Genomic DNA, 21,873 nt, shown 5'->3' with positions numbered 1-21,873 from the left:
GCGCGGCGGCTTGTGCGGGCCGTTCAGCGTGCGGCCGCGGCGCCGGCCGCACCCTTGCTTGTTTCGACGCAGGCGCCGTCGAGCACCAGGATCGGGCCCGACGGCAAGGTCGAACAGCCCTCGGCGCCGGCAAAGCGCGAATGGCCGCGCGAGGACAGGATGAAGCCGTATTGCGAGGGCTGCGACACCGGCTTGAGCGCTTCGCCGCCGATGAATGCCCCCAGCGCGACCTCGCGCGGCGTGCGCGCCACCGCGATCGAGAACATGTAGTCGATCACATCCGGCATGCCCGCCGTGTCGATCACCAGGTTGGGTTTGCCTGCCGCGGGCGCCGGCAAGGCCGCGGCGTGCAGGGCGAGCAGCTGGCGCTCGAGCGCGACCACGCCCATGGTATCGATCGAACGGCGGGTGCGCGCAGCGCCGGCGACGGTGACGGCCAGGGCGAGCCCGAACACGAGCACCCAGCCTGCCGGGCTGTTGCAGAACCGTCCCAGCCGCGGGCGGGGCTCGATGCAGACTCGGGCCTTGGGACCGAGCCACAGGGCCAGGCGCAGGAAGAGGAAGCTGACCAGGCCGAAGGCATATTTCTTGGCGGCGTATTCGGAACCGAGATGGAAGAAGTTCAGCACCACCTGCAGCAGGAACAGGCCGGTCACGGCCGCGCCGTACATCCCCGGTACTTGTGGACGACATGGCCCGCACGCTCGCGGTACCAGCTGCGCAGCAGGGACAGGGCCGACGCCAGTGCGCCCAGGCTGACGATGACGACCGACCAGAGCGGGCGCAGCGGTCCCAGGCCGATGCCGGCGTTGAAGCTGCCGATGGCGCGCATGGCGGCAAAGGACGGGTGCAGCACGACGATCGCGACGCCCGCCGCCGCCACTGCGATGGAGAACAGCGCGCCGCCGAGGCGCGCGCGCGGCGCCCCGTCCGCGAATACCGCGTCGAGCAGGGCCAGGCCGGCCAGCAGGCCCAGCAGCTCGACCGCCGGTAACAGGTGGACGCTCGTCGCCAGGTAAATAAATCCCAGCAGGAGCAGGTAGATCCAGGCGCGGTGCAGCTTCCCGTCCATCCACACCGCCAGGGCCATCGCCACGAAGACCAGCGACTGCGCGACCATCTGCGCAAAGTAATAATTGCCCGAGATCTCGGCGCCGTGGATGCGGAAGGCGCCAAAGTTCAGCAGGACCACGCCCGCCAGCACCAGCGCATTGAAGGGGCCGGTGCGGTTCGGCGCCGCGTACAGGATCGCCACGCAGGAAAGCCAGAGCAGGACCACGGATACCAGCGAGACCAGGTGCATGCCGAGGAAAGGCGAACCGGCAAGCATCCCCATGAGCGCGGCCGCCATGTGGCTGGCGCGCGGATAGATATTCATTTCGCCCAGGGTCGGGTCGTTCGGGACCAGCTGCCAGTGCTCGCTCAGGCGCAACACCAGCGCGTAATTGTGGGCCAGGTCGACCGACGTGGTCCGGACCAGCTCGGCCTTGATGGCGACCAACAGCGTGCCGACGACCAGCGTGACCAGGACATACCAGGGGAAAGTCGATTTTTGCGTCATGCTGTCATGAGTAAGTGAGCAGGCAAAAAAAAGCGGCGCCCACTGTGGGGCGCCGCGATCGGTACGCAACTGCCAGAAGCGGCAGGCACGTCAGGCAAGCGCCCGGCAGTCGCGCCGGGCCTTGCTTACTGCGGCTGCTGCTTCGGCAAACCGCCGAGCAAGGCGGCGATCTTCTGCTTCGGCTTGGAAGACGCCGTGTTCGACACGTTCGTGCCGGCTTCCTGGCGCGGTGCATTGGCCGGCTCGTAGGGTTTCAGGAACCATGGATCGACCTTCTCGCGGCGCGGCAGCGGGCCGGCGCCATAGCTGCGCGGGGCGCGCTCGCTGCTGCCGGTTTCGCTGCGGCGCGGGCCGCGTTCGGTGCGTTCGCCGCGCTCGGTGCGTTGCGGGCGCTCGCCACGTTCGCCACGTTCGGCATCGCGGCCGCGCGGGCGCACCGCGAAGCCGGTCAGCTCGCCGCGCGTGATGGTCTGCTTGATCAGCTTTTCGATATCGACCAGCAGGCGCTCGTCCTTCTCGGTGTACACCGACAGCGCATCGCCGGAAGCGCCGGCCCGGCCCGTACGGCCGATGCGGTGCACGTAATCCTCGGCGTTGTAGGGCAAGTCGAAATTGATCACGCACGGCAGGTCGGAAATGTCGAGGCCGCGGGCGGCGACGTCGGTCGCGACCAGCACTTCGATTTCGCCCTGCTTGAACGCCTCGAGGGCGGCCATGCGTTCCTGCTGGGTTTTATCGCCGTGGATCGCCGAGGCCTTGATGCCGGTCTGCTCGAGGTGGCGCGACAGGCGGGAAGCGCCGATCTTCGTGTTCGAGAACACGATCACCTGCTTCAGTTCGCGCTGGCGGATCAGGAATTCGACGACGTCGCGCTTCTGCTCTTCCTCGACCTTGTAGACGACCTGGGTGACCTTCTCGGCGGTGGCATTGCTGCGCGCCACTTCGATCAGCACCGGCTGGTCCAGGAAGCTGTTGGCCAGCTTCTTGATTTCTGGCGAGAAGGTGGCCGAGAACATCAGGTTCTGGCGCTTCTTCGGCAGCAGGTTGATGATGCGCTGCAGGTCGGGCAGGAAGCCCATGTCGAGCATGCGGTCCGCTTCGTCCATCACCAGCATCTGCACTTGCGCGAGACTGACGTTTTTCTGTTCAATATGGTCGAGCAGGCGGCCAGGCGTGGCGATGACGATCTCGACGCCGGCCTTCAGGGCCACGGTCTGGCCCTTCATGTCCATGCCGCCGAAGACGACGGTCGAACGCAGCGGCGTATGCTGGGCGTAGGCCTTGACGTTCTCGGCGACCTGCACCGCCAGCTCGCGGGTCGGCACGAGCACGAGCGCGCGCACCGGGTGGCGGGCCGGCGACATGCTGCTGCTGGCGTGGGCCAGCAGCAGCTGGATGATCGGCAACGCGAAGCCGGCGGTCTTGCCGGTACCGGTCTGGGCGGCGCCCATGACGTCGCGGCCCTGCAGCACGATCGGGATCGCCTGTTCCTGGATCGGGGTCGGATGGACGTAGCCCTGATCAAGCAGCGCGCGCAGGATTTCAGGCGCCAGGCCGAAATCGGCAAAAGTCACGCTCGGTGCGGCAGCCCCGGCTTCGTTGTTCAGCGGTAGTTCAGACATTCATTTTTTCCGAATTAAGGGTTCGACCCACTGCACCACGGCGCGTGGCGCTCTGGTCGGCGTCCCTTTACATCAATTTGCTCTACGGGCAAAGGCGCCTCGGCCTGACCGCGCGAGCCCAGCAGGCGTGGCAGGCACTGACAACTCCTGGAGGGGCGGGTGAGCCGCCGGCTGGGGCACGGCCAGTGGCCGGCTCGGTGGCACGTCGCGCCAGCAAAACCGGCAGCGCGGACGTAGAGACACAATATATCGCCCTCAAGGTTACCTCAAATCCACGGCAGTGTATATGGAATCATGCACGAACCGGGCCATGCGCTTGCCGCGCACTTGCCCCGCACTTGTCCTTTTATCAAACTCCGCTTTACCCGGCTTTACATTCCCGCCCTGCTGTCAGGAAGCAGGCGAGCGAGGCGGAAAAAGCGTCCAGCGCGCCCGACGCGGCGCAGCAGTCGCGTGCGCAGGAAGTGCAGCAGACCTATCAGCCGCAGGAAACCTCAGGCACGCAGCCCGATATCAGCGCCTGACCGGCCTTTCGAAGCTGTGGCTTTGGCTCCGGTGATGGAGTCGTTTTACTCCGGAACCGGAGCATTATCCTTCGCGTTTCCAGCCGCGCTCCTTGGCGGCGCGCTCGGCTGCCGGCCCTAGCGGGGTGCCGTCGATGCGCCCGTCAATGGCCTCGAGCACAGCCGGCGGCAGGCCGCTGCCATCCATCCAGGCCGCCCCCGCGGCGCCTTGCGCCAGCACCGGAATTTTCCATTGCCCGCCATCGCGGCAGGCCAGGCCGGCGGTCGTGTCCATCACGAAGCTGCGGCAATACTTGCCATCCTTGGCAAGAAAACTGATGCCGATGCGCACCCGTCCCGAGGGTCCGGGACTGGCCAGCTGCGCGCTCAGGGCCGAGGCCAGGTGGCCTTGCGCGACCAGCGCGCCGTCGGCGCCGCTGAGGGAAGCGAGCTCCGCTTCGCCCTGCCAGGCCTGCCAGCCGAGGCCGCCCGCCAGCGCGCCGGCCGCCAGCGCCACGGCGACCGCGCTCCAATGGCGCACCGTCCAGGCCGGCCTGGGCGCCGGCGCGGGTGGCGGCGCGCCGTTGCGGGCCGCGCGCACCATGTCCAGCTGCACCACCTTGGCGCCGCAGGGAGCGCCATGATTATGCGCGTGGGCGCCACTGTCGCGTCCGCCCGCCACGACGCCATACACGCGGCTGCGCCGGGCGCGGTGCTGGGCGACGCGCGCGGCAATGGCCGGGTCGGCGCGCAGCGCGCGTTCGACGGCGGCACGTGCCGGCTCGGCCAACTCGCCGTTGACGAATGCAATCAAGAGTTCGTCGGAAAATTTCATGGCAGGCGCTAGGAAGTGATCAAGCCATGTTCGTCCAGCACATCGTGCAGCAGTTCGAGGCGGATGACCGGATTGTCGAGCATGAGCATGTTGTGCTTCTGGGTGTTGGGCAGGGGCAGCAGTTCGCACCAGCGGTTCGCTACCCAGCCGCAATCTTCGAGCCGGAACGGCGGCTGCACCGGCCAGCGCTCCTGCGGCACGTCGTGCAGCGAGGCAAGCACCCGGTCGAGCGCGTCGGAAGCACCCTGCAGCTCGGCGGGAATGCGCACCGCATGGTCGTCCTCGACCAGTTCGACTTCGGCCATCCACAGCCCGTTCAGGCGCTGCTGCGAGGACTTCACTTCGAAGCGCGTGCCGCCGCGGCACACTACCTGCAACAGGCCGGGCGTGGTGGCGGTGGTGTCGCAGACGGTGGCGAGCGTGCCGCTTTCGACGAAGCGCTCGGGCGCGCCGCCGCGGGCGCGCACTTCATGTCCCTGGGTCAGCAGGACGACGCCGAAAGGCGTGTCCTCGGTCAGGCAACGGCTGACCATGTCGAGGTAGCGCGCCTCGAAGACCTGCAGCGGCAGCACCCCATCCGGGAACAACACCGTGCTCAGTGGGAACAATGGAAGGGAAATCGTGGCCATGCCCCATCATGACAGAATCGCCCGGCGGACCGCAGCACGATTGCGGACGCCGGACGGGGCCGTCTTCGGACCTTGCCGCGCCCGTTTTCCGGACAATCAACCGGGTGCCATGGTGTGCTGGGGGGAGCCGTGCGCAGACAGTTGTGGCGCGTGCATCATGCGCGCCGTATCGAACCCGCCGTCCGCTGGAGATCAGCCTTGGGGCGCGACCAGCGGCAGCGTGCGCAAGGCCGGGCCGAGCGCCTCGAAGCGCCAGCGCAAGCGATCCCAGCCGGGATCGGGCAGGCGCACCACCTGCACCGTCAGCGTGCCCCCGGCCACGTCCGGGCAGGCGACGGCATAGGTGCCTGCCTGCTCGAAGGGCAGCCTGAATTCCTGGCCCGGCAGCAATTGCAGCGGCCCGAACACATGGGGCCGGCGGTCGTGGTTACGCAGCAATAAAACATCCTGCACGCCGAGCGTCAGGCGGATCGCGCGCGGCAGCGCCATGGCGCGCTGCGCGCCCGGACTCGGGCTCGGACCAGGCGCGGGAAAGGTAAAGCTGCGCTCCTGGCTGGGCGTGCGCAGCGGCGCCAGCGCGCCCCACAGCAGGGTCAGCAGGAGCGCGCCGATGAGCGCGCACGGCAGCCGGTGGCGGCGCAGGATCGGATGGGGGGAATTCATGGGGGACGGTCGGTATGCGGCGGCGGATTGTAGCATTGCAGATATTGTATTATGCAAACAAACACGCCGGCGAGACAGGCGGGCAAGCCGCCATTACGCGCCAATTACGTGCCATTGCGTGCGCCTGCACAGGGCATTGCCGCGTATTCTCAGTCTCCACGCCATCCGATCATCCTGCCGCACACCGACTCCCACTACATGCCACGTCCAGAACCCGACGAGACCCTCCCCATCCCCGGCGCCGCTGTCCGCCAGGGGTGGGGACCCCTGATCCTCGCCGGCTTCGTGTTCCTGGTATCGATGCTGCTCACCTATGGCGCGTGGAGCAGCGCGCGCCGGGACGCCGCGGCCGACCTCGCCGCCCAGTTCGACTACCGCGCACGCGACCTCGTCAACACGACGGTACGCCGCATGGCCGTCTACGAACAGGTGCTGCGCGCCGCGCGCGGCTTCATGCGCGGCCGCGTCGACATCGGCCGCGAGGAGTTCGCCGAGTATTTCCGCACCCAGAACCTGCAGGAACATTTCCCGGGCATCGAGGCGCTCGGCATCGCCAGCATCATCCCGCGCGAACGGCTGGCGGCGCACCAGGCGGCGCTGCGGGCGCAGGGCTTCGAAAGTTACGAAGTCCACCCGCAGCCGGCCGGCGACTTCGTCACCTCGATCACCCATATCGAACCCTTCACCGGGCGCAACCTGCGCGCCTTCGGCTTCGACATGTACAGCGAACCGGTGCGCCGCGCCGCGATGGAGGCCGCGCGCGACACCGGCAGCGCCGCGCTGTCGGGCAAGGTGGTGCTGGTACAGGAAGGCCGCGGCGCCCAGCCCGGCTTCCTGATGTACGTACCGGTCTACCGCCACGGTGAACCGATCGGCGGCATCGACCAGCGCCGGGCCGCCATCGTCGGCTGGGTCTACGCGCCGTTCCGGATGGCGGACCTGATGCGCGGCCTCGGCGGCGCCCACGCGGCGGACCTGCAAGTGACCATTTATGACGGTGCGCGCCCCAATCCCGACGCCCTGCTGTTCCGCTCGCAGGACGCGGTCGCCTGGCGCCAGCCGCTGTTTCACCAGACGCTGCCGGCCCGCATTTCCGGCCGCCCCTGGCTGATCGACATCGCCTCCTCGCCCGGCTTCGAGGAGCGGCTCGACACGCGCCGTCCGCAAGTGATCGCCTTCACCGGCATCGGCCTCGGTTTCCTGCTGAGCGTGGTGGTCTGGCTGCTGGCCAGCGAACGGCGCCGCGCCGTGCAGCTGGCGCGCGCGATGACGCTCGAATTGCGCCAGTCCTACGAACGCATCGACGCCGAGCGCGTGCGCATGAACCTGATTTTACGAAACACCTACGACGCCTTCATCGCCATCGATACGGAAGGGCGCATTACCGACTGGAACCCACGCGCCGCCCTGCAGTTCGGCTGGTCGCGCGACGAAGCCCTCGGCCGCGAGGTCGGCGAACTGCTGGTGCCGCCCGAGCAGCGCTTGGCGCAGGAACGCGGCTTCGCGCAGTTCTCCGCCCTCGACGGCGGCGGCATGGCGGACGCCGCCGGACGCGGTTTCCCGGCATCGGTGCACTACGGCGAGCCGGCCGAAGTGATGGCGCGCCACCGCGACGGGCGCCTGGTGCCGGTCGAAATCGTCGTTGCCGCCCTGCCCGCCGAAGTCGGCAATGGCGCCAGCGCCTTCCTGCGCGACATCGCGCCGCGGCGCGAAGCCGAGGCGCGGGAACGGCTGCGCCAGCAACGCCTCGATGAGGCGCGCACGGCGCTGGCGCGTTCGCAAAAGCTCGAGGCGGTCGGCAAGCTCACCGGCGGCGTCGCCCACGACTTCAACAACATCCTGCACATCATCAGCGCCAACGTGCAGTTGATGCTGAAATCGTCCAACAACAGCGAAAAGCGCCTGCGCAGCATCCTCGACGCCGTCGAGCGCGGCTCGAAACTGTCGTCCCAGCTGCTGGCGTTTGCGCGGCGCCAGCCGCTGCATCCGAACCTGGTCAACGTCGGCCTGCTGCTCGAACGCATGGACAGCCTGCTGCATCGCGCCGCCGGCGAATCGGTGCAAATCGGCCTGGCCCACGGCGCCGATCTGTGGAACACGCTGGTCGACCCGAACCAGCTGGAAAACGTGTTACTGAACCTCGTCATCAATGCGCGCGACGCCATGGGCGGCAAGGGCAAGGTCGACATCACCCTCGAGAACCTGAGCGTCGACAGCGCCGCCGCGGCTGTCGACCCCGAACTCGCGGCCGGCGACTACGTCCGCATCGCCGTGGCCGACACCGGCGAAGGCATGCCGCCCGAGGTCATGGAGCGTGCCTTCGAACCCTTCTTCACGACCAAGCCGGAGGGCAAGGGAACGGGCCTCGGCCTGTCGATGGCGCATGGCTTCGTGCGCCAGAGCGGCGGCCATATCCGGATCGCGAGCGTGCCCGGACAAGGCACGACCATCAGCATCTATCTGCCGCGCGCAGAGGCCGGGACTCCGATGGCCCCGCCGGCGGCCGCGCACTAAGCCGGGCTTGTAGGGGTCATTGTGGCCAATGGCCACAATGACGGGTTCACCGGGCATGCCCACGCGTTAGGTACACATGCTCCACCCTGCGAGCGTGGCAAACAGCTTGTACTGCGTCCGACAGCCACGTACCAAGCGTTCCTGTCCACCGGATATTGTGTGAGCGAACGGTCGGCGTCACGTATGCAAGAGTCGGACGTAACGCGTGGGCATGCCCACCCTACAACGGCATCAAGGCGGCGCTGCCCGCGCCGGTCGTCCCGTCATGTGGCGTGCGATCGCGCCCACATGGCGCTCGTCGGTGCCGCAGCAGCCGCCGACCACATTCATCCGCGGCAACAGGTGGTGCAGCGCCAGGTATTCCTCGCCCAGCGCTTCCGGATCACCATCGTCGAGTTCGGTCGATTCGTCGAGCTCGGCATGCGTGCGGCGCGAGGCGTTCGCGCGCAGGCCGTGCAGGCGTTCGCGCCAGGGCCCCGCCACCGCCAGCGCCGGTTCGATGTGGGTCGGATGGGCGCAATTGATCATGTAATAGGCGGGGTAGCCGCCCGTCTCGGCATCGGTGCGCAGGATAGCCTCGGACAAGGCATCGCCCGAGGGCAGGCGCCCATCGCGCTCGAGCGTGAATGAAATCGCCACCGGCATGTCGCAGGCAGCGGCCGCGTCGACGATGCCGATCGCCTCGTCCGGATAGCTGATCGTGAAGGCCGCCACCATGTCGGCCTCGGTGCCGGCGAAGGTGGCGACCTGGGCCAGGTGATAGTCGTGCGCGGCAGCGGCGCTCATGCGCTGCGCGATCCGGTAGCCGTCGCCGCGCGGCCCCAGGTTGCCGCTGATGACGACCGGCATGGCCGCCGTTTCCCATGCGGTGCGCACCGCGGCCAGCAGCGCCACCGCGTCGCGGTTGGCATCGGCCAGCGCGAGGGCCTTGTAGCCGAGCGCCTGGCCCCAGTCGGGATTGGCGCGCCAGGTCGGGGTTTCGAGCACCAGCCCGGTGCCGTGGGCGCGCGCCAGGCGGGCGAACTCCTCGTAATACGCCTGCAGCGCCGCCCGGCCGCGCGCGTCCTGCAGCAGCACGAAGGAGGCGAAGGCGGGCAAGGAAAACCCCTGCTGGAAGAGGAGTATCGTTTCCAGGCCGGCGTCGGTGAGGAACAGGCGGCCTTCGAGCTGCGGCAAATGCTTGCGGTAGCGATGCATGAAATCTCCCGGTGGATGCCGCCGTTCTTGACTGGTCGTTTGCTTGGAACGCGCCGGCCCGGCCCCGGTTCCCCGCCCGCCGTGCAGCGCGCCTGATGCGGCGCAATACACGCCGGCGGGATGCCGGACGCCCGCGCCGCTCGCCGGATGGCGCGCGCGCAGGCCGCCACTGTTGTACAAAGCGCGACACCGCTGCCATGCGGACGCCAGCGCACATTCGGAACGCGCCCGCTCTGGCACACTCGGGAATAAAAGGAGACCACATGAACGCGCCCCATTCCGCCGCCCTGCCCGTCCACCGCGCCATCCTGCAGGCGCCCGGCTTCGACAACACCATCGCGCTGCTCGAGGAGGGTTACCGCTTCATCGGCAATCGCTGCGATGAACTCGGCAGCGACATCTTCGGCACCCGCCTGATGCTGCGCCGGGTCGTCTGCGTGCGCGGCGAAGCGGCCGCGCGCATGTTCTACCAGCCCGGACGCTTTACGCGCCGGGGTGCAATCCCCCCGACCGCGCTGGGCTCCTTGCAGGGCCATGGCAGCACGCTGGTGCTCGATGGCGAGATGCACCGGGTGCGCAAGGCGATGATGCTGTCGCTGCAGTCACCCGAATCGCGGGCGCGGCTGGTGGCGCTGGCCGAGCGCGAATGGCGGGCGCGTTTCGAGCGCTGGCCGCGGCTGCGGCGCCAGGTGCTGATCCAGGAAGCGCAGGCCGTGCTGTGCCGCGCCGCCTGCGCCTGGGCCGGGGTGCCTTTGGTGAGCGTCGAGGAAGAGGTGCTGCGCACGGCCGAATTTTCCGCCATGATCGATGGCGCCGGCACCGTCGGTCCGCGCAACTGGCTGGGACTGGCGCTGCGCCGGCATACCGTGCAATGGGCGCACGACCATATCGCCGCGGTGCGTGCCGGGCGTCCGACCGATCCGGAAAGCCCGCTGGCCGTGATCGCCTTCCATCTTGATGCCGACGGCGAGGTGCTGTCGATGGACGATGCCGCCGTCGAACTCATCAACGTGCTGCGCCCGGTGGTGGCCGTGGCGCGCTACATCGTGTTCGGCGCGCTGGCATTGCACAGGTATCCGGAGTGGCGTGCGCGCCTGGCGGGCGGCGACGATGCGGCGCTGCACATGTTCGTCGAAGAAGTGCGCCGCTACTACCCCTTCTTCCCGGCCATCGGCGGCCGCGCCAACGCCGGCTTCGAATGGCAGGGACTGCAGTTCGACAAGGGCGACTGGGTGTTACTGGATGTCTACGGCACCAACCGCCACCCCTCGACCTGGCCCGATGGTGAGCTCTTCCGCCCGGAACGCTTCGAGGGCCGCCAGGGCAGCGGTTTCGATGTGATCGCGCAAGGCGGCGGCGACATGGCGCAGGGGCATCGCTGCCCCGGCGAAATGGTCACCGTCGAGCTGACCGGATCGGCGCTGCGCCTGCTGGCAAGCGAGCTGCGCTACGAGGTGCCGCAGCAGGACCTGGACGTGGACCTGTCGCGCATGCCGGCACTGCCGGCCAGCGGCTTCGTGATCGAAAGCGTGCGCCCGGCCTGAGACCAAGGCTGACAACGCGGTCAGGCGGCGTCGGCGCCGATCAACACCGTTTCCAACGGGCCGCGCTCGCTGGGGGCGTGCTCGGCCACGCGGCCGCGGCCATGCAGCTTGGCCTGGTACATCGCGACGTCGGCGCTGCGCAGCAGGCTGTCGGCATCCGCGGCGTTGTCCGGATACACGGCCACGCCCAGGCTGGCCGAGATGTGCAACGTGAAACCCTCGGTCATGAAGGGCCGGTTCAGCGCTCTCAAAATATCCTCGGCGACCTTTCTTGCGTCGCCAGTCCCCGCCACCCGTGGCAGGAGGACGACGAATTCGTCGCCGCCGAGCCGTGCCAGCGTGTCCGACGCGCGCAGGATGGTGCGCAGGCGCGTCGCGACTTGCTGCAGCAACAGGTCGCCGACGGCATGGCCGTAGCTGTCGTTCACCGGCTTGAACTTGTCGAGGTCGAAGAAAATGAGGGCCAGCCTGTGCTCTTCGCGCTGGGCGGCGAGCAGCGCCTGGCGCAGGCGGTCGCCGAACAGCAGGCGGTTCGGCAGGCCGGTGAGCACGTCATGGTGCGCCATGTGGCGGATCTGCTCTTCCTGCATCTTGCGCGCATCGATGTCGGCCGCCGTGCCGACGATGCGCAGTGGCCGCCCCCTGCCGTCGCGCTCCGCCACCTGGCCGCGCGCCAGGATCCAGCGCCAGTTGCCGTTGCGCAGGCGCGTGCGGTATTGCGCCACGAAGTCGGGCGTCGTGCCCTCGAGATGGGCGTCGAGCGCGTGCAGCACGGCGGCGGTGTCGTCCGGATGCGCCATCGCGGCAAAGGCCGCACGCTTGAAGGGCAGCAAGGTGCTTTCGGCGTCGACGATGCCCTGGGCGCTCGGCGACAGCGTGATCAGGCCGCTGGCGAAACTGTAATCCCAGACCCCCTCGCCGGTGGCGTTGAGCGCCAGTTTCCAGCGCGCCTCGGCGGCCGCCAGCGAGGCGATGCCGCGGCGGCGATGGTCGGCCGCGGCCAGTGCGGCCCAGCCGGCCAGCAGGAGCAGCAGCGAAATACCCAGGCCTGTGTAGACCAGCAATCGCTTCTGCTGCAGATAGCGCGCGTTGGCATCCACCACCGACTGCCCGACGGTCACGAGCAAGCCATATTCACTGAGCGCGCGCCAGCCGTAATGGCGCTCGACACCGTCCAGCCGGCTGACGCGCTGGAAAGTGCCGCCGGGGCCGCTGCCAGGGGTGTACGGGTAGCCGCTCAGTACCTTGCCGCTGTGGCCCAGGGCCTGGTTGCGCGTGGTGCGGGCGACCACGATGCCGTCGCTGCGGATCAAGGCGATCGTGGCATCGGCGCCGAGGTCGATGGTGTTGTAGAAGCGCGAAAAATAGCTGGGGGCGACGCCGGCGACAATCACTCCGGTCAGCTTGCCTCCCTCATCAAAAATGGGCCGTGAAAACTGCACCGTCCACTCTCCCGACAGCCGTCCCCTGAGCGGCTTGCCGATATAAAGCCGGTCGCCGGGCGGGCCGTGCAAATAGGTGCCGATGTGTGCGCGCTCGCTCAGGTCGATGCCCTCGGGCACACCGTCGATGCTCGAAAACACCAGGCGGCCTTCGGCATCGGTGACGACGACGTTCATGTGCAGCCGCCCCTGCAGGTGACTATTGAGTTCGCTGACGATGGCGCCGAACTGCCTGGGATTGCGCACCCAGCTCAGGCGCAACTGGCTGAGCGACAGGTCGATCGTGATAATGCTCGAGCGCACTTCCTCGGAAAAAGCATGGGCCAGGTTCTGGACGTTGCGATTGCTCTCGTCGCGCGCGATCTGCCCGAGCTGCCCGCCCTCATGCGCCACGAACAGCCATACCAGCGGCAACACGATCACCAGCCACAGGGCGAGTCGCCGCAACACGGCACTGCGAAACCAGGCGCCTGTGCCGCGCAGGGTGCGCAACGAGTAGGTGGAGCGGAAGGGCATTGGCCGGGAAACCCGGCGGCGAAGGCGGGCTCAAAAAGTTGACGAGAAACTACGTTATGAAATTTTACAGACGAGCCGTATGGTCCTCAAGTTTATCTGCATGAGGTGTTGTTTGTAGGCGTCGTCCTACAAAATCGCAGAGGTGAAATTTTCTTTCAACGAAGCCGGCCCGGTGAAATATTCTTTCAGGCCAACTGGATTGCAGCACTCGGCAATTGTCCGCCGCGTTCGCCCGGTTCGCGGATAATCGGGAACGAACAGGGGAAAACAATGGAACTGCAATTCCTGGGCACCTCGTCCGGCACGCCCAGCCGCGCGCGCAACGTGTCGGGCCTGGCCTTGCGCGCGACGGGGTCGAAGCACTGGTACCTGGTCGACTGCGGCGAGGGTACCCAACACCGCATCCTGCGCACGAACTTCTCGCCGATGAGCCTGCGGGCGATTTTTATTACCCACATCCACGGCGACCACTGCTACGGCCTGCCGGGCCTGCTCGCCAGCGCCGGCCTGCTTAACCGCACCGAGCCGCTGCTGGTTGCCGGTCCCCCGGCGGTGGAGCGTTTCGTGCGCGGCGTGATGGAGAGCACGGAATTGCGCCTGCCCTATTCCCTCGAATTCGCCTCCGTCGACGCCGGCTGGACGCTCGCCACGCTGCCCGACTTCCGCATCGAGGCGGCGGAACTGTCGCACCGCGTGCCCTCCTTCGCCTTCACCTTCGTCGAAAAAAGCATCGAACGCCGCCTCGACATTAGTAAACTTGAGCGCGACGGCATCGCCTCCGGCCCCGGCTGGGGCCAGCTGCAGCGCGGCGAAGACATCGATTTGCCCGACTGCCGGGTGGCGCGCAGCGCCGACTATGTGCTGCCGGGCCGGCGCCAGCGCAAGATCATCGTCGCCGGCGACAACGACACCCCGTCGCTGCTGGCCGCGCAAGCCCGGGACGCGCACCTGCTGGTGCATGAAGCGACCTATACCGAAGAAGTGCTGCAGAAAGTGGGCCCCGGCCCGCAACACAGCTCGGCCCGCGCGACCGCCGCCTTCGCCGAGGCGGCCGGCATCCCCAACCTGGTCCTGACCCACTTCAGTCCGCGCTACCAGCAGCAAGGCAATGGCAATCCGTCGATGGCCGATCTCGAAGCCGAGGCGCGCGCGGTGTACAGCGGCAATTTGTTCATGGCGAGCGACTTGCAGCGCTACACGCTGGACCGCCATGGCGAGCTTGCCGAGCCGGCGTCAGCCAACGACCCGGCCTGAGTTGCGCACTTCGCCCGCGAACTGGAGCGACTCGACCCGGTCGCGCCCGTTGCGCTTGGCCTGGTACATCAGCTCGTCCGCGGCGGCAATCAGGTGGACCAGCGGATGCTCGAGCGGAAACTGCGTCAGGTCGATGCCGGCGACGCCGAAGCTGGCCGTGGCGCGCAGCCGCGTCGTCCCGTCATTCGACAGGACTTCGGTCGCGGCGAAGGTGACGCGCAGGCGTTCGGCCAGGCGCATGCCGCCCTCGAGGTCGGTGCCCGGCAGCACGATCAGGAATTCTTCCCCGCCATAGCGCACCACGCTGTCGACAGCCTCCCGCGTCGTGGCGTGCAGGATGCGGGCGAAGCCGCGTAACACCAGGTCGCCGTCGCCATGGCCGTAGGTATCGTTGATGTGCTTGAAACGGTCGATATCGCAGAGCACCACGGTCAGGCTGTTCGCGTCCGGCGCGCGCTTTCTCCAGCGCCCACCTAACAATTGCTCGTGCAGGTAACGGCGGTTGAAACACCCGGTCAGGTGATCGCGTTCGGCCGCGTGTTTCAGCACCGACCAGGAGCGGAACTCCTCGCGCGAGACCTGGTTGAAACGGCGCGCCGCCAGGAAGCCGAAGGTATTCACCAGCACCAGCAGCATGCCCATCGTAAATTTATCGGCAGGCGACATCCAGCTGTACCTGGCAGCGACCACGACGAAGCCGACCGTCGCCACGCTCGCCAACGTCGCCGCGTTGCGCAGCCGGTTCGGAATGTACAGGTAGACCACGACCAGCATGATCGCCAGCGACATCGCATGCCAGTGGAATTCGGCCGGGCGCAGCTTTGCAATGAACATGAAGCAGGCCAGCGCCACCGCCTCCGACAGCGAGGCCGCCAGCCGCGTGGCGCGCACCGACAAGGCGGTGCGATACGCCAGCCAGGCGCAGCTGCCGGCCGTCGCGCCCACCGCCAGGCGCGCGGCCAGCAGCTTCATCGTGTCCGGGCCCCAGCCAAGGGCCGCGAGATCGGTGGCGAAAAAGCCGAGATAGAAGATCGTGCAAAACGTCAGCGTAAAGCCCAGCAGCGAGCGGGTCTGTTCCTGCTTGTGTTGCAAAAAGGCGTTTTCGGTCGGCGCAAGCACGAACTCGCCGGTCAGCGAATTGATTTCCATGAGGATGTATTCCAGCGCCTACGCCTGCTGATGAGGATGCTATTGTGCCAGTAATTGGAGCGATCGCAAATCACACATTTTCACTGGTAGTTGCTTTCTGAACATAACCCGGACGAGCGGGCGGCGGGCGCGGCCCCTGTCAGCGGGCGATGACGCAAAGCGCAGCTCGATGCAAATGCTTGGCTGCGGCATTCGATGAACCATGTTTGCGGAGCCGCGTCTAACCCAGCACCACCGATGATCGTATCAAACCATGCTGCTAGCCCATCGCATCCGTATCGACGCGACTCCTGGACAGTGCGACTACTTCACGCGCGCGGCCGGCACAGCTCGTCGGGTTTGGAACTGGGCGCTGGCCGAATGGCAGCGCCAGGAGGCACTCGGTCTACGCCCTAACGTAATGGCCCTGAAAAAGCAGTTCAATGCGATCAAGTACGTCCACCCCGACTGGCTCGATAGCGAAGGTAATCCGTGGCTGCGGGCCATTCACCGCGATGCACATGCACAGCCGTTCGCGCACTTGGCTCGCGCCCTGGACCGCTACTTCAATGCACTCAAAGCGCACACACCGGCCCATCCTCCAGTATTCGAGAAGAAGGGACGCTGCCGTGACAGTTTTTATGTTGCGAATGACAAGTTCCGCATTGATGGCAGGAACGCTATCCTGCCAAAAGTCGGACGCGTCGTGCTTTCTGAAGGACTACGGTTTCCGGGGAAAATCATGGGGGCATGCGTGTCGCGCGAAGCCCATCACTGGTTCCTTGCGGTGCAGGTCGATGTTCCCGATGAAGTGGCCCAAGCCCCCCGCACTGGCGACGACATCATTGGCGTCGACTTGGGGGTAACGACCGCGGCGACCTTAAACAGTGGTGAGAAGCTTACTGCACCGCGTCCCTTGCAGGCGGCACTGCGTCGCCTGCGCATCCGTGGACGGCGCCAGGCGCGCAAACAAAACGCGGCAAGGGCCAGCGCCGGCATCGAACGCCACATCCCCAAAAACACTCGGCTTCCCATATCGAAGAATCGATTAAAAGGATCTGGTGCGCTGGCACGATTGCATGCTCGTATTGCCCGAATACGAAAAGACTTTCTACATAAGCTCACGACCCGCCTGTGCCGCGAGAACCAAGCGGTCGCGATCGAAGACTTGTGTGTGAAAGGGATGATGGCCAATCGCCGTTTAGCGCGCAGTATTGTCGATCTGGGATTCCACGAGTTCCGGCGCCAGCTGCAGTACAAGGCGCTGCGCTTCAGGACGCAGATCGTACTGGTCGATCGCTGGTATCCATCGAGCAGGCTATGTTCGCACTGCGGAATGAAGAACAGCACACTGAGGTTGAGTGAAAGGACCTGGACTTGCGAATGCGGCGTCCGGCATGACCGCGACGTCAATGCAGCCGTCAATCTGCAACGGTTCGCCACCGGCGCTTTCGAGGCGACAACGGCGCTACCCGTGGCGAGCCAGGCGGTAACGCCGGCACTTCCGTTGGAGGTATCCAGCGGGAGGCGGGAAAGTAACGCTTGCTAGATACGAACCCGGTCAGCAAGACGGTTCGGAGCAGGAAGAGGACGGTGCATATCCCTGCACGTGTTTTCGATAGCAGTCGAACCGGGCACCAACAAGTGCTGCTCTTCTACCGAAATAAAGAAAATCAAATACTTACATCACAGCACAGTGTGCGGTAAGTGTTGACATTACTGGTAGGCCTCCCGTGAGTCGAACACGGCACCAACGGATTATGAGTCCATGAGGCCGCTTGAGGAACCCTTTAATTTCAATGACTTGCGATGCTTGCCGGCGATGAAAACCAATGTCACCAAAGGGTAAAACCGGTTACTTATTAGGAGTTACGTCACGAATATGCCACAGTCACTGCAGTGTGGCTAGTCAGCCATTGTACCGAGCCGAGGTCGGTTGCTAAAGGACTTGGTGTCAGCAGGCGTATTCCCCACGACTATGGGAAACACCGTTCGGTGCGCAGGTAGCGGCGCCACCATGCCGGTTCATCCCCACACCCGTGGGGAACACCTCGGCGTGTGCAAGCAGCTAGTAAAGGCCGACGGTTCATCCCCACGCTCGTGAGGAACACAGGCGGTCCACGATGCCGGACCCGATACCGATCGGTTCTTCCCCACGCTCGTGGAGAACACCCGGTATTACGGTACAGCGCGCCGGGCTTGAACGGTTCATCCCCACGCCGTGGGGAACACGCAAGCGGCAGGTAGCCCAGCGGGTCGCCGTCCGGTTCCTCCCTCGCCCCTGGGGAACACAACGCGGAGCCAGGAGAAACCGTGCAAATTGACGGTTCATCCCCACGCCCGTGGGGAACACGGCATAGTCGCCGGCCTTGAGCTGATCACCGTTCGGTTCATCCTCACGCCCGTGGGGAACACCGGCGACGGATACCGGATGATGTGCTGCCCCATCGGTTCATCCCCACGCCCGAGGGGAACACGCACGAGCAACGCTTCATGGTGAGCCCATGCGGCGGTTCATCCCCACGCCCGTGGGGAACGCTAAGCGGCGGTGCGTGGCGAAATATCGCCGTACGGCTCATCCCCACGCCCGTGGGGAACACAACTTCCTCGTCCGCCCGCTGACCACATACTACGGTTCATCCCCACGCCCGGGGAACACGGTGCTCTCGACGGGTTTGGCCTGCTTTACGACGGTTCATCCCCACGCGTGGGGAACACTCCAAAATTAGGCACCTGATTTCCAAGCACAATTTGGCAAGGCCAAAATCTACCAGCTTTTCGGAGGCAGAAAGTCTCTGTAGGTTTTTAAAGAGCGTGTGCCGAAGGCTAATCCGGCAGATCGGGGGGAAGGAAGGAGACCGGTTGCGCTCCGTTGTTTGACGGTTATGATGAACCTCACACGATCGAGCGGGCCGACCTTATGGACCTTCAACTGGCATATGCCATCACGTGCCACCGCGGGCAGTGAAACCAGGCTCCCTGCGTCATCATTCCTCTTTACCGAACGCGCTTGCTTGATCCTTGCTGGCTCTACACGGCTGTGACCCGGGCGCAGCGCCAAGTCGTGCTGATTGGTTCAGCCGATGTCCTGCGGAAGGGGCTTGCCGCCAGGTCGGCGGCGATGTCGCGTAAGGTGGGGTTTGAATGGGATGGGCATGGTCTGCCCGGCCGAGCGGAAATGGCTTCTTAGTATTCCGTGCCTGCCCAGCGGAAACTAGGTGGCAGGAATAGGGACTTACGGGCGTATACCCGGCTTTCTTGTAGACGCCGTTGACTGAAAAGCGTCCGGGATGCTTCGTGGCACCGGGCGCCTCCAGCGCTCGGTCCGTCGACGTATCGTTGCAAGACAAGCGTGGATGCTAGCCATTGCTATGATTGATTAACTCGGCAATGACCATGGCTGAAAGCGTGTCGATATGTGATCGTTCGCAAACGCCCCACGTGTAAAAAAAATAACAATGGCCCGCCGGCGCACCAGCTGCCGAGACAGATTTCATCACACTGGGGTGGCGATGCGCGATTCTCTTTTCCGGACTGAGCTGAACGAAGCACGCGCGATGCAGTCGATCGGCGCCGCTGTACTGCTTCGGCCGGTGCCGATCCGCGTCGCCGCGGCCCTGTCCGCTCTCATCGGCGTCGGCTTGGCCTGTCTCGTCACGCTCGGTCATTACACGAGAAAGACCCACGTCCAGGGGCAGATCGCACCGGTGACAGGTGCCATCCGCGTAGTGGCCCAACAGGGCGGTACGGTTATCGCTGCCCCTCAGGTTGCCAACGGCGAGCGCGTGCGCAAGGGACAACTGTTGTTCGAACTTTCATCCGAGCGCGGGGGACCCGGCGGCGGAGCCGACGCCCGCATCGACGTCGCCCTAGCGGAACGGCGGGACCTGCTGCGCCAGGAGCTAGCCCTGCAAAATTCCCAACTTGAGCGACGGCTGGAGAGCCTGCTGCAACGACGCAAGCTGATTGATGGCGAGCTGGAGCGCATTGGACAGGAAAGGGCGTTGCAAGCCGACCGATTGCGGCGGGCGATCGATCTGCGCAAGCGCTACGAGGCGCTGCGCGCCAGCGGCTATATCGCCGAGCCGCAAATGACGTCGATAGACGATGATGCCGCCGAACAGGAAAGCCGCCTGCACGCCCTCGACCGGGCTCGCTTTTCCCTTCAGGGCGAATTGCTGCAGAACCGCCAAGAAGGCGCCGAAGTCAGCTCCCAGATGTCACTCAACAAAACCCAGAGCGCACGTACGGGCGCCACTCTTGAGCAGGAAATCGCCGAACACCAGGCGCGCGCGCGCGCCGCCGTCCTGGCGCCCGCCGATGGCTTCCTTACCGCAGTCACGACCGAGGTGGGACAGACAGTGCAGACAGGATCGACACTGGCCACCGTTATCCCTGATGGCGGGCAGCTCGAGGCCGTCTTGCTGGCGCCCTCGGCCGCGATCGGCTTTGCAGAGCCAGGCCAGGCCGTCATGCTGCGCTTGTCATCGTTCCCTTATCAGAAATACGGGCAACTACGCGGAAAAATCGCGAGCGTCGACAACAGCCCGGTCGTCACCGCCCAGGCAAGCGGCGGAGCAGGTGCAGAACAGCTATTTCGCATTCGCGTGCAACTTGTGCGGCGGTCGATGGCAGTGAACGGTAAAGAACGCTTGATCTATCCGGGAACCGAAGTGAGCGGCGATATTCTGCAGGAGCGACGCACCTTGGTCGCCTGGATAGTCGATCCGATCATCAGCGCATCCGGATGGCGCGATCCAGCGCCCTAGCGCAAAGTGCATGGCTCCGAAGGGGCCGAAACTGCGGGCCTTCTGTGTGATGGCCATGCTTCCGCGCCACCCGGCCCGGAACAACGACGGATAAAAAGGAATAGTGTCATGGAACCACTCGCGCAGCATTTGTTAAAGAAAGTAGGGGGTGGATTTTCGATTTTTGACGATGATTCGGGTGACGTTTCCGGAGACGGAGACTGGGGCGGGGGCGGGGACGGGGGCGGCTACGATATCAGCTATGGCGATTATTGGGATTCCCATGTTCCCGATTATGAGCTTCAGGTCAACTACGACGGGTCGCTGATAGTCAGCGATTCGACCAGGGATGCGATGTCCATGCTGTCATCGGCTGCAGGCTGGGGTGCAGGAGCGGTCGTCACCGGCGCCTGTGTCGCCGTGCCGGCGGCTCTTTCGGGCCCTGCTGCACTTGAAGTGGCGGCCTTGATGGCACGCCCGTGCGCAGTGATAGGCACCGCCGCTGGTGTGGCCACTGGGATCTGGGTCGGCAATCGACTCGCGGCGCGGATCAAGGTATTGACTGAATAGCGGCACGGCCGGGCGGCCTGCGCGATGCAGGCCGTTTGGTGCATGGGTCCGCTGGGCCGGCTGCGGATCTTTTGGGAGAACTGGATGAAGCGCATGCAAAAAATGAGCAAGGGGATGTTCTACCTGTGTCTATTCGCGGCGGCTTTGGCGGCGTCGCTGCTCGCGGCGAGCTATTACCGCAACATGACTGTCGGAAGCGCCATCCTACTTGCATTTGGGGCGACTGCCTCATCGGGATTGGCCGTCGAACTGGTGGTAGCGCTGATAAAACGCTGGCACCGCTAAGCGGCTGAATTATGCCCGAAGCGGTGCCAACGTGGACACCATCTGCCGGGCGATTCGGCTGCTAGGGCGCGTTTCGCTCCGTCTTTCACCGCACCATTCCATCGGAGTTTAGTATGAAGAGTCTGCTTCTGCAGTTTGCGGCCGGTGCGCTTTTTGTCTTATGCGTCCCTGAAGCGCTTGGCGAACAGTATCCTGTACTGAAAGCATCGAAAGGCACTGACAGCGTCTTAATCGTCGGTTCCCTTCACGTCGGCGTAGCGGATGGAGAGCGCGCGACGCAGGCACTGTCGCTGGTGCGCCGAAGCAGCGCGCTATGCTTCGAGACGGATCGCAACGATGCGGCCGGCGCGGCGGAGGACGGAAAAGTCATCTTTCTGAATCCGCCCGGCAGCGACCTGCGCTCGCGCATCGGGCCTGCAGCATACGCGGCGACGGTGGCGCACCTGCGCGCGTTCCTGGATGACGGCAACCAAATTGACGCGTTGTCGCCGTTCGCCGTGTCTACCATCCTGACGATGAACCTGCCGCAACTGAAAAAAGACACCTTGGCAATGGCGCCTCGCACCTCCCCCGACGCCGACCTGGAAAGTGGAGCCAAGCAGCTCGGCAAGCCAGTATTCGCCATCGAGCGCCCCGGCGCCACGAGGGCGGCCTTTGCTGCCATCAGCGACGCCGATTGGTCAGCTTACGTCAGCGGAATGATTTCCATCCTCGACTGCCCGAGCTGCGCGCAGCAGTACAGCGAGAACATGAGCAAGGCGAACCGCGTGCAGACTGACTTCGAGTCGCTGCACCGGCAGCTTCATGCCGCCATGGCAAGCGAACCGCGGATGCTTGCGTTATAGAGCGCTTGCACTTTGGG

18 protein-coding genes are annotated in these 21,873 nt (G+C 65.5%); 9 read left to right on the top strand and 9 right to left on the bottom strand.

Annotated elements, in window-relative coordinates; translation table 11 throughout:
• Positions 1-23: 23 nt before the first annotated feature.
• The 6 genes from AC1MEM_RS07575 to AC1MEM_RS07550 all read right to left on the bottom strand — a co-directional run bounded on the left by AC1MEM_RS07575 (position 24) and on the right by AC1MEM_RS07550 (position 5,813).
• Entirely contained in the window at positions 24-656 is a 633-nt protein-coding gene (locus tag AC1MEM_RS07575) for a hypothetical protein (protein WP_499476369.1), read from the bottom strand.
• Positions 653-1,561 (bottom strand): hypothetical protein, encoded by a 909-nt coding sequence (locus tag AC1MEM_RS07570; protein WP_499476368.1) that lies wholly within the window; start codon positions 1,559-1,561, stop codon positions 653-655. Before AC1MEM_RS07570 ends, AC1MEM_RS07575 begins: the two co-directional genes overlap by 4 nt.
• 125 nt (positions 1,562-1,686) lie before the next feature.
• The gene (locus AC1MEM_RS07565; protein ID WP_499476366.1) at positions 1,687-3,183 is read right to left on the bottom strand and encodes a DEAD/DEAH box helicase; all 1,497 of its coding nucleotides are present in this window, start codon (positions 3,181-3,183) and stop codon (positions 1,687-1,689) included.
• A gap of 588 nt (positions 3,184-3,771) precedes the next feature.
• Positions 3,772-4,521, bottom strand: a complete 750-nt coding sequence (locus AC1MEM_RS07560) for an anti-sigma factor family protein (RefSeq protein ID WP_499476365.1) — start codon at positions 4,519-4,521, stop codon at positions 3,772-3,774.
• An 8-nt stretch (positions 4,522-4,529) separates the two neighbouring features.
• Entirely contained in the window at positions 4,530-5,150 is a 621-nt protein-coding gene (locus tag AC1MEM_RS07555; RefSeq protein WP_499476363.1) for an LON peptidase substrate-binding domain-containing protein, read from the bottom strand.
• Between the two features lie 192 nt (positions 5,151-5,342).
• On the bottom strand, positions 5,343-5,813 hold the full coding sequence (locus AC1MEM_RS07550) for a cupredoxin domain-containing protein (protein ID WP_499476362.1): 471 nt from the start codon (positions 5,811-5,813) through the stop codon (positions 5,343-5,345).
• A 198-nt stretch (positions 5,814-6,011) separates the two neighbouring features.
• Between AC1MEM_RS07550 and AC1MEM_RS07545 the strand changes: the two genes are divergently transcribed.
• Positions 6,012-8,327: a CHASE domain-containing protein gene (locus AC1MEM_RS07545; RefSeq protein WP_499476361.1), complete on the top strand. Its 2,316-nt coding sequence runs from the start codon at positions 6,012-6,014 to the stop codon at positions 8,325-8,327.
• 231 nt (positions 8,328-8,558) lie between these two features.
• Here the strand turns inward: AC1MEM_RS07545 and AC1MEM_RS07540 are convergent, their stop codons facing one another.
• Positions 8,559-9,524, bottom strand: coding sequence for a homocysteine S-methyltransferase family protein (locus tag AC1MEM_RS07540; RefSeq protein WP_499476359.1), 966 nt, complete (start codon positions 9,522-9,524; stop codon positions 8,559-8,561).
• A 263-nt stretch (positions 9,525-9,787) separates the two neighbouring features.
• On the opposite strand from AC1MEM_RS07540, the gene AC1MEM_RS07535 reads away from it, so the two are divergent.
• Complete coding sequence (locus AC1MEM_RS07535; RefSeq protein WP_499476358.1) at positions 9,788-11,068, top strand: cytochrome P450; 1,281 nt, start codon at positions 9,788-9,790, stop codon at positions 11,066-11,068.
• A gap of 20 nt (positions 11,069-11,088) precedes the next feature.
• Here AC1MEM_RS07535 and AC1MEM_RS07530 read toward each other — a convergent pair whose 3' ends face one another.
• Entirely contained in the window at positions 11,089-13,026 is a 1,938-nt protein-coding gene (locus AC1MEM_RS07530) for a diguanylate cyclase domain-containing protein (protein ID WP_499476357.1), read from the bottom strand.
• Between the two features lie 270 nt (positions 13,027-13,296).
• On the opposite strand from AC1MEM_RS07530, the gene AC1MEM_RS07525 reads away from it, so the two are divergent.
• Positions 13,297-14,280: an MBL fold metallo-hydrolase gene (locus AC1MEM_RS07525; RefSeq protein ID WP_499476356.1), complete on the top strand. Its 984-nt coding sequence runs from the start codon at positions 13,297-13,299 to the stop codon at positions 14,278-14,280.
• Here the strand turns inward: AC1MEM_RS07525 and AC1MEM_RS07520 are convergent.
• Positions 14,260-15,429, bottom strand: a complete 1,170-nt coding sequence (locus AC1MEM_RS07520) for a GGDEF domain-containing protein (RefSeq protein ID WP_499476354.1) — start codon at positions 15,427-15,429, stop codon at positions 14,260-14,262. The two genes, AC1MEM_RS07525 and AC1MEM_RS07520, sit on opposite strands and share 21 nt — an antisense overlap.
• A gap of 253 nt (positions 15,430-15,682) precedes the next feature.
• On the opposite strand from AC1MEM_RS07520, the gene AC1MEM_RS07515 reads away from it, so the two are divergent.
• The 6 genes from AC1MEM_RS07515 (at position 15,683) to AC1MEM_RS07490 (ending at position 21,856) form a co-directional block, all read left to right on the top strand.
• Entirely contained in the window at positions 15,683-16,957 is a 1,275-nt protein-coding gene (locus AC1MEM_RS07515) for an RNA-guided endonuclease InsQ/TnpB family protein (RefSeq protein WP_499476353.1), read from the top strand.
• Between the two features lie 1,461 nt (positions 16,958-18,418).
• Positions 18,419-18,598, top strand: coding sequence for a hypothetical protein (locus tag AC1MEM_RS07510; RefSeq protein WP_499476351.1), 180 nt, complete (start codon positions 18,419-18,421; stop codon positions 18,596-18,598).
• Positions 18,599-18,920: 322 nt separating this feature from the next.
• Positions 18,921-20,177 (top strand): HlyD family secretion protein, encoded by a 1,257-nt coding sequence (locus AC1MEM_RS07505; RefSeq protein WP_499476349.1) that lies wholly within the window; start codon positions 18,921-18,923, stop codon positions 20,175-20,177.
• Positions 20,178-20,285: 108 nt separating this feature from the next.
• Positions 20,286-20,726: a hypothetical protein gene (locus tag AC1MEM_RS07500; protein ID WP_499476347.1), complete on the top strand. Its 441-nt coding sequence runs from the start codon at positions 20,286-20,288 to the stop codon at positions 20,724-20,726.
• An 84-nt stretch (positions 20,727-20,810) separates the two neighbouring features.
• Entirely contained in the window at positions 20,811-21,011 is a 201-nt protein-coding gene (locus AC1MEM_RS07495) for a hypothetical protein (protein ID WP_499476346.1), read from the top strand.
• A gap of 113 nt (positions 21,012-21,124) precedes the next feature.
• Positions 21,125-21,856 carry a TraB/GumN family protein gene (locus tag AC1MEM_RS07490; protein ID WP_499476345.1) on the top strand — a complete coding sequence of 244 codons (732 nt, stop codon included), beginning with the start codon at positions 21,125-21,127 and terminating at the stop codon, positions 21,854-21,856.
• Positions 21,857-21,873 lie beyond the last annotated feature (17 nt).

The sequence above is a fragment of the Telluria sp. AIW5 genome, assembly GCF_056680575.1.
Note: the sequence above shows the minus strand (reverse complement) of the source record. Positions and strands in the feature narration are given on the sequence as shown.